The 13,829-nt window shown below is 62.2% G+C and carries 9 protein-coding genes; 6 read left to right on the top strand and 3 right to left on the bottom strand.

Going from position 1 to position 13,829, the window contains the following annotated elements; all coding sequences use genetic code 11:
* Window positions 1-8 precede the first annotated feature (8 nt).
* A complete protein-coding gene (locus VJZ71_06355) occupies window positions 9-2,084 on the bottom strand; it encodes a hypothetical protein (protein HKQ47670.1) in 2,076 nt (691 codons plus the stop codon).
* Between the two features lie 114 nt (window positions 2,085-2,198).
* On the opposite strand from VJZ71_06355, the gene VJZ71_06350 reads away from it, so the two are divergent.
* The 3 genes from VJZ71_06350 to VJZ71_06340 are packed head-to-tail and all read left to right on the top strand — an operon-like array spanning window position 2,199 to window position 6,545.
* Window positions 2,199-3,716: an ABC transporter substrate-binding protein/permease gene (locus VJZ71_06350; GenBank protein ID HKQ47669.1), complete on the top strand. Its 1,518-nt coding sequence runs from the start codon at window positions 2,199-2,201 to the stop codon at window positions 3,714-3,716.
* A 47-nt stretch (window positions 3,717-3,763) separates the two neighbouring features.
* A complete protein-coding gene (locus VJZ71_06345) occupies window positions 3,764-4,510 on the top strand; it encodes an amino acid ABC transporter ATP-binding protein (GenBank protein HKQ47668.1) in 747 nt (248 codons plus the stop codon).
* Window positions 4,511-4,523: 13 nt separating this feature from the next.
* Window positions 4,524-6,545 (top strand): tetratricopeptide repeat protein, encoded by a 2,022-nt coding sequence (locus VJZ71_06340; protein HKQ47667.1) that lies wholly within the window; start codon window positions 4,524-4,526, stop codon window positions 6,543-6,545.
* A gap of 102 nt (window positions 6,546-6,647) precedes the next feature.
* Here the strand turns inward: VJZ71_06340 and VJZ71_06335 are convergent, their stop codons facing one another.
* Window positions 6,648-8,114, bottom strand: a complete 1,467-nt coding sequence (locus tag VJZ71_06335) for a PQQ-binding-like beta-propeller repeat protein (protein HKQ47666.1) — start codon at window positions 8,112-8,114, stop codon at window positions 6,648-6,650.
* Window positions 8,115-8,266: 152 nt separating this feature from the next.
* On the opposite strand from VJZ71_06335, the gene VJZ71_06330 reads away from it, so the two are divergent.
* The 3 genes from VJZ71_06330 to VJZ71_06320 all read left to right on the top strand — a co-directional run bounded on the left by VJZ71_06330 (window position 8,267) and on the right by VJZ71_06320 (window position 12,178).
* Complete coding sequence (locus tag VJZ71_06330) at window positions 8,267-8,818, top strand: GNAT family N-acetyltransferase (GenBank protein HKQ47665.1); 552 nt, start codon at window positions 8,267-8,269, stop codon at window positions 8,816-8,818.
* Window positions 8,819-9,698: 880 nt separating this feature from the next.
* Complete coding sequence (locus tag VJZ71_06325) at window positions 9,699-11,273, top strand: glycosyltransferase family 39 protein (GenBank protein ID HKQ47664.1); 1,575 nt, start codon at window positions 9,699-9,701, stop codon at window positions 11,271-11,273.
* A gap of 197 nt (window positions 11,274-11,470) precedes the next feature.
* Window positions 11,471-12,178, top strand: coding sequence for a DUF2071 domain-containing protein (locus VJZ71_06320; GenBank protein HKQ47663.1), 708 nt, complete (start codon window positions 11,471-11,473; stop codon window positions 12,176-12,178).
* Between the two features lie 653 nt (window positions 12,179-12,831).
* On the opposite strand, the gene VJZ71_06315 is transcribed toward VJZ71_06320, so the two are convergent.
* Window positions 12,832-13,218 (bottom strand): hypothetical protein, encoded by a 387-nt coding sequence (locus VJZ71_06315; protein ID HKQ47662.1) that lies wholly within the window; start codon window positions 13,216-13,218, stop codon window positions 12,832-12,834.
* Between the last annotated feature and the right edge of the window lie 611 nt (window positions 13,219-13,829).

Here is a 13,829-nt window from a genome sequence, read left to right as displayed (position 1 = left end):
CTACCGATCTACTTCGATTGATTCACCAGCGCCTGCAACAGTTGCCTCGCTTCGGAGTTCTTCGGGTTTATCGCCAGCGCCCGATCCAGGTGCCTCCTGGCCCCTTCCAGATCGCCGTACTTGGTGATCATTTTGTGCCCAAGCACAGCGTAGTGAATGTCGTAAGGAATATCGAGCTGCTCGTCGCGAGGAACCGGTGTAAACCGACCGCCGCTCGCCCTGGTTTCAATCGTCAAGTATTGGGATGCCGGAAAGAACCGCAGATTGGGGCAGCGTCGCTGGAGCACGTCGATCCCCTGCATTGCGAACGCAAGGATGAACCGGCCGTGGCCCACGTCGGCGATCAACGGCGTCATCCTTCCCGTCTTCGAAAGATAGGCGTAGTGAAATAGTCGTGGATGACCGGTGGGCAAGATCAGGTGAACCGTATCGGCCGCCCACAGATCGACGCCGCGTTCCACGGCGTAGCGCGGATCGGCCGCCTTGTCGTGGGCCATGATGCGGATTTTGCCCTCTGGCGAGGGGCGGCGGGCCACCTCGCGGTCGGTCAGACCCAGGCGATCCAAGGTGCGGACCCCGCTGTAATACGGGATCGCTCCGACGCAGCCTACCGCGATGTGGACGTCGTGCGGCAGCTTCGCGGAGTCAACGAGTTCTCGCAACCACTCGCCCTGCTTTTTGGCGGTCGCGAGGAACAGGGCGTGTTCCTCCTTGCGCAGGCCGACAAAATGGCGGCTTATATCGCGCATGACGTCGTTGTACAGTCGGAGGTACCCGCCAACGCCGGGAGTTTCAGCCAGGGTCGGGTGCGCGGCTAAATCGATCAGCTCCCGTCGGTCATCCTCGCGCGGCGTGATCCCCGGAAAGCCCGCGCGATAGTCGCCGGGAAAGTCGAGGCGCGTGAGTATTGGAATGGTCAGGCTCACGGTCCCGCAGAGCGCCAAATAGGCCGCCGCGACGATGGTCGCCGGACGGGACTTCACGATGGTGCAGCCATAGAAAAGAAGTACCAACAAGAGCGGAACGTAGATATCCAGGGGTCGATATTCAAAGTGATCGCCACCGATCGCCGCGATGTAGAGTGCATGGGGGACGACCGCCGCAAGGACGACCAGCAGAATGTCCGCTCGCCTCAACCGGTACAGGCTGACACCCGCGGCGACCAGAAGCGGCAACCAGAAAACCAGCCCATATTCGAGGGCAAACCCCGCCAGATACTTGCCGCCCATCTCCCACCAAGTCTGGCCGCTGACTTTGGCGTAATAGGTATTGGGTAGCCAGTCACCGTAGTACGCTTTGCGGAACAGAAAATGCCCGCCCACCAGCCCGCCAAAGACCAATGTCCCGATGGCGAGCGGTCGGATTCGGATGCTTCGGTCGATGATCTGGAACGGGATCCGCGTTCCGATGACACAGGCGGAGATGAGCAGGCCGTCCGGCCGCGTCAGCGTCGCGAGAGCCAGCAGCAAGGCACTGATCGGAAAGCGCGTTTTGCCCTCGCGCATCGCCTTCATCTCGTCCAGCGTGCTAAGCACCCCGCCAACAGCCAACATCTCAAAGAGCTTCGTTTCCAGCCCGCTGGTGGACCATACGGCATAGCTGCGATTCGTCGCCAGAAACGCCGCGGGGACCACGAGCCACCATGGACTGACTCTGACGGGCCGGTTCCGATCGCAGAACCACAACAGCCAGACCGCCAAGCCCAACGAAAACAGGATGGAGAGCGGGCTGGCCAGCGATTCCGGCGGCATTCCCGCCCAGCTTCCCGCCGCCAAAATGAGCACCCACAGGAAATTCGTGTATCCTTCGACCCGATCGTGGCCGGGGTTGAAGACCAGGCCGTGGCCGTCGGCGAAGTTCCGCGCGTAGCGAAAGGATATGAAGGCATCGTCGCACTGAAAGCTGCACAGCGCGATATGAACCAGAAGCCCCGCCAGACAGATGCCCAGGACGATGCGCACGGCAAACGGAGCCGGCGTGGCGGCCTTCAATGCTGACGAGGCGACTTGTCGGCCGGACGACGCGTCGCCCGCCGGCTGACCGCGGCCGGCGCGCGGGCGATTCTCAACGATCGTCTTGGCCATCCGTCACCCGGCGGCATTTTAGCAGAACCACTCCCCGGCGCAGTAGCACGATCGATTGGTGGTCGGCTAAGATGGAATTTCGCGTTCGCGTCGAGCGGGAGACTTCGAACACTGATGATACGGTTTGGCGCCAGCTTTGCAGCAATATGGGCATGTTCCGTCGCCACCACGGCGCGGGCCGACGGACTCGATGACCTCCGCGCTCGCGGCACACTCATCTGGGGCGCGGACCAGGAAGGCGGCGGGCCCTACGTCTATCCCGACCCGGCCAATGCCGACCGCGTCGTCGGGTTTGAGGTCGATCTGGCCGCTCTGCTCGCGGCGGAGCTCGGCGTCCGCGCGGAATTCAAGCAATGCAATTGGGATACTCTGCCGGAGTTTCTTGAAAATGGGTCCATCGACGTCGTCCTGAACGGCTACGAATGGACGCCAGAACGCGCGACGCGACTGCTCGCCACCCGGCCCTACTACATTTACGAGCTTCAGCTTCTGGCGCGGCAGGACGATCTTCGCTTCAGGACCGTCGAGGATCTTGACCACCCCCCTGCCGGATCGCGCTATCACGTCGGCGTCCTCGGCGGATCGGCGGCGGCGACATATCTGCGGGAGCACTTCAGCAACACCGTCGAACTCTTCGAATACGACGGAAACACGAACGCGATGGCGCAGGTCCAGTCCGGTCTCCACGACGCGACGCTCCAGGACCTGCCGATTGCCATCTTCTACCGCGATCGGCCGCAGGGCCGCAGCTTGCGTTTTGTCGGCCCGGCTGTCGGTCAGGGCTACTATGTCATGTATCTCCGAAAAGGAGAAAACCGCCTCGCCGACGCCCTCAATGTCGCCATTGAACGCCTGCACAAGACCGGGAAGCTCAAAGGCGTTTACGATCGCTACGAACTCTGGAATCGTTCCCAGGACGGTTTGCTTGACGCCGCGCCGCGATTGACTGAAACAGCCGAAATGTCGTTCGGACAAACGATCCGACGATACGGCCCGATCCTGCTTAAGGCCGCCGGCGTCACGGTCCTGCTCTCCGTCCTCTCCATGCCCATTGCCATCGTGGTCGGCTTGTTCGTCGCCCTCGGCCGCCTTTATGGCCCCGCGCTGTTTCGACCGCTTCTTGTGGTCTATGTTGAGGTCCTTCGCGGCACGCCACTCATCCTGCAGCTCTACGTCATCTACTTCCTCCTGCCCAAGCTCCTGCACATCCCGCTCAACCCCATCGCGGCAGCCATCGCCGGCCTCGCTATCAACTACTCCGCCTACGAGGCCGAAATCTACCGGGCGGGGCTTCAGGCTATCCCCCGCGGACAGATGGAAGCGGCCCTCGCCCTGGGCATGTCCCGCGTGACCGCACTGCGGCGGGTCATCGTCCCCCAGGCGGTCCGTATCGTGATCCCGCCGGTCACCAACGACTTCATCGCTCTCTTCAAGGACACATCCGTCTGCTCGGTGATCGCCGTCGTCGAGCTGACCAAGCAGTACAACATGCTGGCCAACAGCACGAACGCCGTGCTGACCGTGGCCGCGATGACAGCGCTGCTATACTTGACTATGAGTTACCCGCTATCATGGGTAGTGCGGCGGGCGGAGCGACATTTGAGCATCCACGGTAAACCAGTAGCCGTCTAGTTTTTTGGAGCGGGCTGCGCCAGCCCTGTGGGAGTCACTGATACAAAATGATTCGCGTCGAGGGGCTTTGCAAGAACTATGCCGGCGCCGAGGTGCTTCGCGGCGTCAATTTGGACGTTCAGCGCGGCCAGGCGACGGTTGTGGTCGGGGCGTCCGGCGGCGGCAAAAGCACGCTATTGCGCTGCATCAACGCCCTGGAGCCCTTTGATTCGGGGGCGGTCCATGTCGCCGATCTGACGCTTTCGCCCGGCGAGAATGGCGAATCCTCCAACGGCGTTTACGCGGCTCTGCGACGCCGCGTCGGTATGGTGTTTCAACAATTCAATCTCTTTCCGCACTTTACCGCCCTCGAAAATGTCATGAGCGGACCGCAATATGCCCTGGGCCTCCCGCGCGAGGAAGCCGCTGACCGTGCGAAGAAGCTGCTCGATCGCGTAGGCCTCGGCGACAAGCTGCACCACAAGCCCGCGGCGCTTTCCGGGGGTCAGCAGCAGCGCGTGGCCATCGCCCGCGCGCTGGCCAATGAACCCGAAGCGATTCTCTTCGACGAACCGACCAGCGCCCTCGATCCACGGATGACAGCCGAAGTACTGGCGGTCATGGCCGATCTTGCGGCGGGCGGTCAAACGATGCTTGTCGTCAGCCATGCGATGGGGTTCGTAAGGCGCTCGGCGCACCAGGTTCACGTCATGGCGGAGGGCCGGGTGATCGAATCCGGGCCGCCCGAGCAGATTTTTGAGTCGCCGGAGCATCCCCAGACGCGCGAATTTCTCGCGGAGGCGTGCTGCACCTGATCGCGGACTGCGCATGAAGGCATCGCGCCGAAACCGTCACGCCCGCGAAAAATCCGGCGGGGGTCCGCGCACCGACGAGCCCCAGACGCATCGCGGGGCGACGGCCTGGTTGTCAGTGGCTATCGCCGCGATCGTCTTCATTGCGTTTCTTCCCTGCCTGTCCAACGATTTCAACTACGACGATGAGAAGAACATCCTCGAGAACCGCGACTTTCGCGGGCTGGGTATCTCCAATTTGCGATGGATGTTCACCACGTTTCACATGGGCCACTATCAGCCGCTTTCGTGGGTCACGCTCGGCCTGGACTACGTGATCTGGGGCAAGAACCCGCGGGGCTATCACCTCACGAACCTCCTGCTGCACGCCGCCAACGCCGTCCTGGTATTACTGATTGCTCGACGCTTGTTGAACCTCGGGATGGGCAATGCCATCCGCCGCAGCGCGGTCGACGCCGGCGCGTTTATCGCCGCCCTGCTCTTCGCCGTCCACCCCCTCCGTGTCGAGTCGGTCGCCTGGGTCACCGAACGCCGCGATGTGCTCAGCTCCTTCTTTCTCCTCGCGACGGTCCTTCTCTACTTCCGCGCGAACGAGGCGGCTGGGCAAAGCCGCCGGAAGCTGCTCGCCGCGGCGGTCGCCGCCTTCCTGCTGTCGCTCCTGAGTCGTGCCATGGGCGTGACACTTCCGCTTATCCTCCTGGTTCTTGACGTCTATCCACTCCAGCGCCTGGGCGGCGGGCGCGGCTACGTCAATCGCGCGGTCCGCGGTGTTTGGCTGGAAAAGATTCCATTCATCGCCCTCGCCGCCGCCGCCGCCATCCTTGCGCCAATCGCACAAAAAGATGTCGGCGCGGCCATTGAACTTTCCCGCCACGGGATGGACGGCCGCATCGCCCAGGCGGCCTACGGGCTGGTTTTCTACATTTATAAGTCTCTTCTGCCATTAAACTTATCCCCAATTTACGAGCTGCGCCTGCCGCTCAATGTCCTGGCTGCGAAGTACATCGTTTCGGCGATCGTTCTATTGGGGCTCACCGCCACGGTCGCGCTCCTTCGACGACGCTTTCCCGCGCTGGCCGCCGTCGCCCTCTGCCATGTCATTTTCCTTTTGCCTGTTTTGGGCTTTGCGCAAAGCGGGCCGCAGGAAGTCGCCGACCGATACAGCTATCTGCCCGCGATCGGATGGAGCATCCTGATCGGCGGCATCGCGGCGTTCGTGTGGACCCGACCGATCCACAACGTACGGCCGGTCGTGGGGGTTGCGTCCACTGTCATCGTCGTGACACTCTGCGTCCTAACCTGGCGACAGTGTCTTGTCTGGCGCAGCGCGCTCACTCTCTGGACCCACGCCACGCGGAACGGTCCGCCGGCGGCGTCGGCCCACTACAACCTCGCCTGCGCGCTGGCCAAGTCCGGTGATAAGCAGGCTGCGATCGGCGAGTTTCACAAGGCCATCGACGTCAACCCCGTCTTCGCCTCGGCGCACTACAATCTGTCAAACACGCTGTACGAAACCGGCCGGGTGGAGGACGCGATTCTCGGGTACCGCCGCGTTCTCGAACTGGACCGGCACTTCGGTCGCGCCCATTACGAACTGGGCCGCGTCTTTGGCGAACAGCGCCGCTATCAGCAGGCGAAAGAGGAATATCGCGCGGCCATACGCGTCGCGCCGTCGCTGGTCAAGGCGTACATCAACCTCGGCGTCATCGTCGCCCAACAAGACAAAGACCATGCCGCCGCAATGGACCTTTACCGCCAGGCCCTGGCGATCCGCCCGAACCACCGCGACGCGCTCTACAACATGGCGATTTCGCTCGATGCCGTCGGCCGAACGGATGAGGCCGTCTCCTACTATCGCGACACGATCCGCGCCGACGCATCCTTTCCCGACGCGCGCATCAACCTCGGGAACATCCTCGCCCGCCGCGGTCAGACGACCGAAGCCCTTGCCGAATACCAGGCGGCGCTGCGGATCGCGCCGAATCATCCAGTGGCCAGGGCGAACTACGAAGGGCTAAGCCGGCAGCAGAGCAAGTGACGCTGTTCACCACAGAGACACAGAGGCACCGAGACGAAAGAGGAAGTTCAAATGATGATCTTAATCAACTCTCTGTGTCTCTGCGCCTCTGCGGTTGACTCATTACTGCGCCGTCTTGGTTTGTTGAGAGCCGTCGCCGACGGCAATCACGTGATTCTGCCCGCGAAAGAAGATCACGCCCTTGGAGATTGCCGGCGTTGACATGCAGACCTCGCCCAGCGGGTTTTGCGAAAGCTCTTCGAACTTCGGCCCGGCCTTTACGACGTACACGTCCCCTTCTTCACTGGTGTAATAGACCTTGCCGTCCCCGGCGACGGCGGATGCGGTGAATCCCGAACGGCCCTTTCCCAGCCGTTGTTTGTAATGCTGCTCGCCTGTTTTTGCGTCGTAGCAGGACAGGACGCCGTTGTCGCGGCACATATAGAGCTCATCGCCATAAACGAGCGGCGTTTGCATGTAGATGCCTTCGCGGAGTTTCGCCCAAGCGACGCCCTCGTTTGATGTCTCGCTTCCCTCCAGCGATACGTCACCAGTCGCCGTCGGCTTGATGGCGTAGATCGGGGCGAGTTGGCCATGCGCGTTGGTAATGAAGATCAGGCCGTGGGCCACAACGGGAGTGGGGACCGGGATATCGCCGCCGCCCTTGAGCTTCCAGAGCTGTTTGCCGTCGTCCAGCGAGTACCCGCCGATGTGCTTGTACCCGTTGACAACGACCTGCTTCTTCTTGCCGGTCTCCACAATCGTTGGTGAGCTCCAGGTCGGCACTTCGTCGCGATCCTGCCGCCATTTCTCGTCCCCGGTCTTCACATCGAACGCGGCGAGGAAGGAGCCCTTCTGCACGTCGCATTGGACGATCACGAGGCCGTCGTGAATGACCGGCGAGCTGCCGAATCCCCACTGCGCCTTGGGCACGACGTAATAGCCGGCGTCGAGCAGACCGAGGTCCTTCTTCCAGAGCTGTTTGCCCACCATGTCGTAACAGTAGAGCCCTTCGGAGCCGAAGAACGCGACGACGTGCTTCCCGTCGGTCGCGGGCGTGCAATTCGCGTGCGACGCCTTGGTGTGGCGCTTGATCTTGGGCACGCCTTCGTAGCACGTTTCTTTCCACAGAACCTTGCCGGTCTTCTTGTCGAGGCAATAGAGCATGAACTGGTGGACGCTGTCGTCCTCGACGGGATCGATGTTGCCGTAGAGACCGACCTTGAGTCCCGTCGAGCCCTCGCCGCCGACGGCGGTCGTCACAAAGAGCCGCTTGCCCCAGACGACCGGGCTGGACAGGCCGAGGCCGGGGATCTCGGTCATCCACTTGACGTTGTCTTTCTCGGGAACGCTCCATTCAGCGGGCAGCGCATGCCCATCGGCGACGCCGGAAGCATTGGGCCCGCGAAACGTCGGCCAGTTGGTACCCTTGGACGACGGTTGAGCAGCGTTGCCCGGCTTCTTTTGTCGGGCAGCGGCCCCCGGTTTCTTCTCCGCTGACTTCTTTTTCTCCTGTGCCAGGAGCGCCGCCGAAATGGCCAGCCCCACGATCATCGTCAGCGCGAGCAACCTTATAGCGTTCATGTACATGGTCGGCGTCCTCCGGTTAGGGGAGAATACGCGAAAGAGGGGCGTTTCTCACGCTGCGCCGTAGCGGGCTTTTTTTCGCCTCCCCAGAAGTCCCAAAGCCCCACGCCTCAACCTCGTTTATGATTGTCCGGTCAGCCCATTGTGAGCCCGCCATGACCGAACATCTGACCTCAATCGAGCAATTGGCCCAGCCCGTCAGTGATGCCGACGTCCGGGACCTCGGCGCGCTGCTCGTCGATGCGGTCGAATCCGGGGCGGCGGTGAGTTTTCTCGCGCCGCTCCCGCTTCAGGGAGCCGAGGAGTGGTGGCGGCAGACGCTTGCCGCGTCCCACGATCGTGCGATCTTCCTTGTTGCCCGCGACGCCGAGGGGATCGTCGGGAGCGTCCAGCTTCAACCGGCCTGGGCGCCGAACCAGCCGCACCGCGCGGAGGTTGTGAAGCTCCTGGTCCACCGGCGCGGCCGCCGCGCGGGTCTGGGAAGACGGCTTATGCAGGCGATCGAGGACACCGCGCGGGGCGCGGGCTATCGCCTCCTCACCCTGGACGCCAAGCGCGGCGGCGCGGCCGAGCAGTTGTACCGACGGACCGGCTGGACCCCGGTGGGCTCAATCCCCCGCTATGCCTTCGACCCGGATGGCGTTACCCCGCACGACGCGGTCATTTTCTACAAGGAACTGCATGTCCCAGACGCGTCCCGCGGCTGACCCCATTACAGCTGTGGTGTTTGATTACTGTGAGACGGTCTATTTCACGTCAATGTGAGGGGGGCCTGGACGGGATTTGAAACTGCAACGGCGGACCCACACTCGGGGCATACCCCGCTGGTGTTGCCGGTCAGACAGTAGTCGCATTCCGAACAGAAACCGCGCCGCAGCCGCCACCGACTCATCCACGCACAAAATCCTGTACCCAGGACAGCCATCGAAAAGCTCATCCACATCGGCAGGATGACGGTGTTATCCCATTGACCGAATTCAATATGACATCCGCGGAACCCGTAGGTGCTGTCCAAACCGCTTGGCACCGGGACCACCGACCAGATGCTTGTTGTCGCGTTCGGTGTCGGGCCACTCGACGATTGAAATGGGGACGACCGACTCCGAATTGCGGTAATGGCGGCAATCAGCTGGTTTTGCTCGTAGGACAACTGCCCGCTGAACAGATTGATTCGCCAATTGTCACGTATGTACATTGCCGAGTTTCGCGTGGACCACCACCATGCGATCAAGAGCAGGAAGCAGGAAATGCCACCGGCCCAGGTCATGCCACGAAAAAATCGTCGCGATCGGCCCATGGAGGGAATTGTACTCGGTTGGCAAGAAAGGTGGAGGTGGTCTGAGGGCGGTTTTTACCCAAAAAACCTAAACAGATGCGGCCCGAAGACGTACGGCGACGCCGAATTGGCCACGCCTGCGTCACTCATCTGCTTGCCGCCGGTTTTGCCGTGGAGTTTGCTTTCTTCCAAGAGACGAGACAGGGATCTTTCCAGGCGAAACCAGACGTCCCGGTCCAGCGCCGCCGCGGCGTCGCCGATGAAAGTAGGATCGCCGCAGCCGTCCTGCGCGACATCGGAACCCTGCCCTCATGAACTTTCTTCCCGCGACCTTGCTCGCGCGCCGCAACGCCGGGCTTTCCATCCAGGCCCCGGCCGACCCCGCCATCCCGCGCAACGCGATTGCGCTGGTCTCCATCGTCGCGTCGACGCTCGCCGCCGGTCTACCGGGATTGGGCGCGTGGAGCCGACTCACGCCCGACAGCTTTACTTACCTCGACGCGGCGCGATGCCTTTATGAGACCGGTGGATATACACCGCTCCGCATGATCGTACCCCCGGGCTTTCCGACGCTGCTGGCCCCGCTGCTCTCGCTGGGCGATTTGCCGTTCCTGGCGGTTCGGTGGATGAATCTTGCGTGTTGGATCACGTCTGGCGCATTCACTTTTTTGTTGTTTCGGCGTCACCTTGGTACGGTAGGCGCGTGGCTGGCCGCGGTGCTCTTGGCGACCAGCCCGGCCATGTCGGCGCAATCTGCCGCCTTGCTGTCCGAAGCGGCTTTCATGCCGCTGATCCTGGGCAGCCTTCTGCTGGTGGAGTCAGGGCGCGCCCGAGCGAAGACAGGCTGGTCGACGATTGTCGCGCTCGGCCTCTTGTGTGCCGCCGCAACCCTGGTCCGGACGATGGGAATTGTCCTCGCGCCGATCATGGGGCTGGCGCTGTTCTTGCGGCCCGGCGCCGGCCTCCGTCATCGTGTCGCCGAGACGATTCTCTTCGCCACGGTCTTCGCCGTGCCCCTGGTCGGTTGGGAGCTTCGCCAATCCCACTATCCTCGCGGCAATAGCTACGGCCGCGCCTGGCAGACCGCGCGGCCCAGCGAACACAGCGATTCCGAAGGATTGGCGCTGCAAATCGAGCGGCTGTCGCGCTTTGGTCCTATGCGACTGCGGGACATTCATTCGGCGCTGGTGCCGCCGCGCCTGGGATGGCGGTCGTTTCAGGGATCCACCGCGGCGATCGCCGGTTGGTTGATCGGCGGAGCCATGATCCTCGTGACGGTTTGGCGATGTTGGCGCGTGCGCAGCCCGGTCGACTTCTACTGTATGGCAACGCTGGGAATGCTCTGCTTCTGGCCCTACGACGAAGGGCCGCGGATGGTCGTGCCGCTGCTGCCGTTCTTCTTTGCCTACCTCATCTGGGCCGGGCAGAACGCGCAACGCGCCCTGGCCGCGCGCCCGAGGGCGTCGAGAATCGTCACGATTGCACTGGCCGGGATTCTTATCGCCCACCTCTGCGAGCTGGGCCTGGCTGTGCCTGCCCTCGCCCGACAGCGTGAAAAGGCGGAATTCCGTGTCGCGGCCATGCAGCGGATCGCGGATTGGCAGGATGCGAATCTTCCGCCCGGCGCATCGCTTGCCGGTTACATTCGGCCGCGCAACGACGCCAAAACGACGCTGCTTGGCGGCAGCTACCTCGCCCGACGACGCGTCATTCAAACGCCGCGCGATCTCGCCGATCCAACCGGTGACGCGCTGGTTCCCGAGGTCGAATTCTTATTCGTCCATTCCGAGTCCGCAGAGGCGCCCACCGGGCCGAATCATTGGTTGCCGATGGGCCACGTCGAGGGGTTCGATGTGTACTCGCGCGGCCCCCAAACGGATGAATGATCATAGGTGTCTTCCGACGACGCGATCCGTCGCTGGACGGCCGGGCTTCTCACGACTTCGACACCGCTTTTTCATCCGTGCGTTATGTGCATCGCTGTATGCTCACAATGAAAGGAGTTCCGGCGATCGAAGGAGCCCGGGTCGACGGGGTATTCCCAATGGGAAACCGGAAACCAGATCCCGATGGCGCAACCACCGTGTTGCAATCCGAGTGGAAGGATGTCCTCGCCATTCACTTTCGAGTTCCACAAGCCACGCTGGATGTTTCCCCCTTTGAACCTGATTTTTTCTGCGGGGCGGCGTACGTCAGCGTCTTTGTCCTCCGCATGTGCCACACGCGGCCGACCGGGACGGGGTCTCTCGGTGAGATGTTGGTCAGAGCCGTTATCCCCGAACCCACCTTGAATATTCGCACCTATGTGCGACACAAGACCCGGCCGGGCATTTTTTTTCTCGGCGAATGGATGCCGAGCGAGATCGGCGCGAGCCTGGCCCGAATGACGGCGGGCCTGCCGTTTTACAACGGTCACATAGAACAGGAACATGATTGTCTCGGACAACTTCACGGACGCGTGGTCGACGCTCAGACGGGCATGGCTTTTTCTTATGAGGCGAGCGTGGCCAACTCGCCACCGCCCCGCCCGGCCGAAGCGGGATCGCTGGATGAGTTTCTGATGGAACGCGATACGGCCTTCATTCACGACGGCGGGCTCATCCGGGAACAGCGCGTGGAACACCCGCCGTGGCAGATCCAACGCGCGGAAGTGAAGCTGATTGAATTGGGCCTGCTTCGTCTAAGCCGAGATTGGCTGGACGACGCCAACCTGGTGGGCGCTCATTTCGCTCCCGGATCATTGGCAGTCGAAATCGAGGCCCCCCGGGTCATCGAAGAGATTCCGTGCTGAGCGCCGCGCGTCTAAAAAAACTAGCAGAACGCATGTGCCCGGCGGTCCGGATAATGGCTCCCTGATTCCCGACATCGGCGCATAGGGCTGGGGAAAATTTCCCAGCGGGGCGATCCAAATCCCGCGTTTCTGGCCAAATAAGAGCACCTTGGGATGTCCTCCGCATTGTGGCACGGACTTTGCTCAAGACAATCCTCATACGCTCGGTCTGGGGGCCGGGCACACACCCGTTCGGGCTCACCAAGGAGTATTGTTATGGACTTTGATCTCGGCGGATTGTTCGCCGGCATCTCACCCCTGTTTGAAACCCTGTGGGGTTTCGTTCAGGAGATCCTCACCCGTTTGTTCGGGACAACTTCGCCCTTCGCATAACGCGATCGGCATGTCCTGACGTTGGCGGAACCTTCCCTCTGGAAAGACGCCGTTCGCCCCGGCCCTGCACCTCTCCAATCCCGACACGGTGAGGACCAAGGATCGCTCAGACCGCGGCTCGATCGCCAATCTCCCAAACTACTCGACGAGTTGTGCGAGCGGTCCCCTCACCCAAGGCTGGGCGGCGGCGTCTTTCATTTACTTGGCGCAGCAAGAAGCCCAGGGACCTCCCTGGGCTTTTTAATGATACTCCAAAGACCGTTCGGACCGCAGCGCGCGACTTACCAGCGACCGCGCCGGCCGTGGCCATGGTGACCGTAGCCGCGATGGCCGCCGTAGCCCCGATGGCCCCAGCCTCGGTGGTGGCCGTAATAGCCGCCGCCGTGGCCATAGCTGAATCCAAAGCTATATGCCGGTCGGTAGTAGGGTCGGGGATAGTAATAGCTCGTTGCGTAATAGGCAGGGTAACAGGGCGCAGAATAATACGCGGGAGCGCACCCGCCGTAATAGCCCCCGCCGTAGTAGCCTCCCCCGTAGCCAAAACCAATGCTGAAGCCGCGGCCACCGCCGCACCAGCCGCCGGCCTTTGCGGTGTCCGTCTGCCACAAGCCCAGTGCCAACGCGGCGGCCGCGCCGATTCCGAACATTCTGATCCGATGAGCCGACATGACAGATCTCCTTATCACCGATGATCACGCGACCGGCCTGCCTCGTCTCCCCCGCAGGACAGGCCCAGTCGTTGTCAGACCGCTCACGCGAGCGGGCGTACATCGCTATAGACACCCCTTAGAGCCTTCGGTTAGGGGGTCCGTATAAAAGGATAGCATACGATTGCTGAAAGCGCGTTTATCTCGACCTGACTTGTCTAGTTCGATGCGGGGGTACCCCTCCCCGCCCCCCCGGGGGGCCGAAATCGAGCGGAAACGAACGGAACGAGTAGGCTTGAGACCTGAGGAAGAAACCGCAGATGGCGTCCGCCTCGGCGGGTGAACTCCTCGGCGCAGATGTTTTTTGGCCGGAAGATACCGGAAGAAAGCGGAAGACTTCGGACAGGATCGTCTGAAGATCGCTGGCGAAAGGCACAAAGGCACGTAGGCACTGAGGCACACAGGGCCGGAGGGGCGAAACTTCGTTTCGATGGGAGGGCTTGCGATCATGGGCGCGGAAATTCCGACATCGCGGCGAGGCACACCAAGGGAATAGCGCCGGTCCCCGACGTCACCATCCTTCCGAACATTATCCTAACATCGATTCGGCGGAAGTCAAGTAAAAAGTTGAG

Source organism: Phycisphaerae bacterium, from assembly GCA_035275405.1.
GTDB lineage: Bacteria > Planctomycetota > Phycisphaerae > UBA1845 > UTPLA1 > DATEMU01.
The sequence above is the reverse complement of the archived record's forward strand: the minus strand, read 5'-3'. Positions and strand labels throughout refer to the sequence as shown.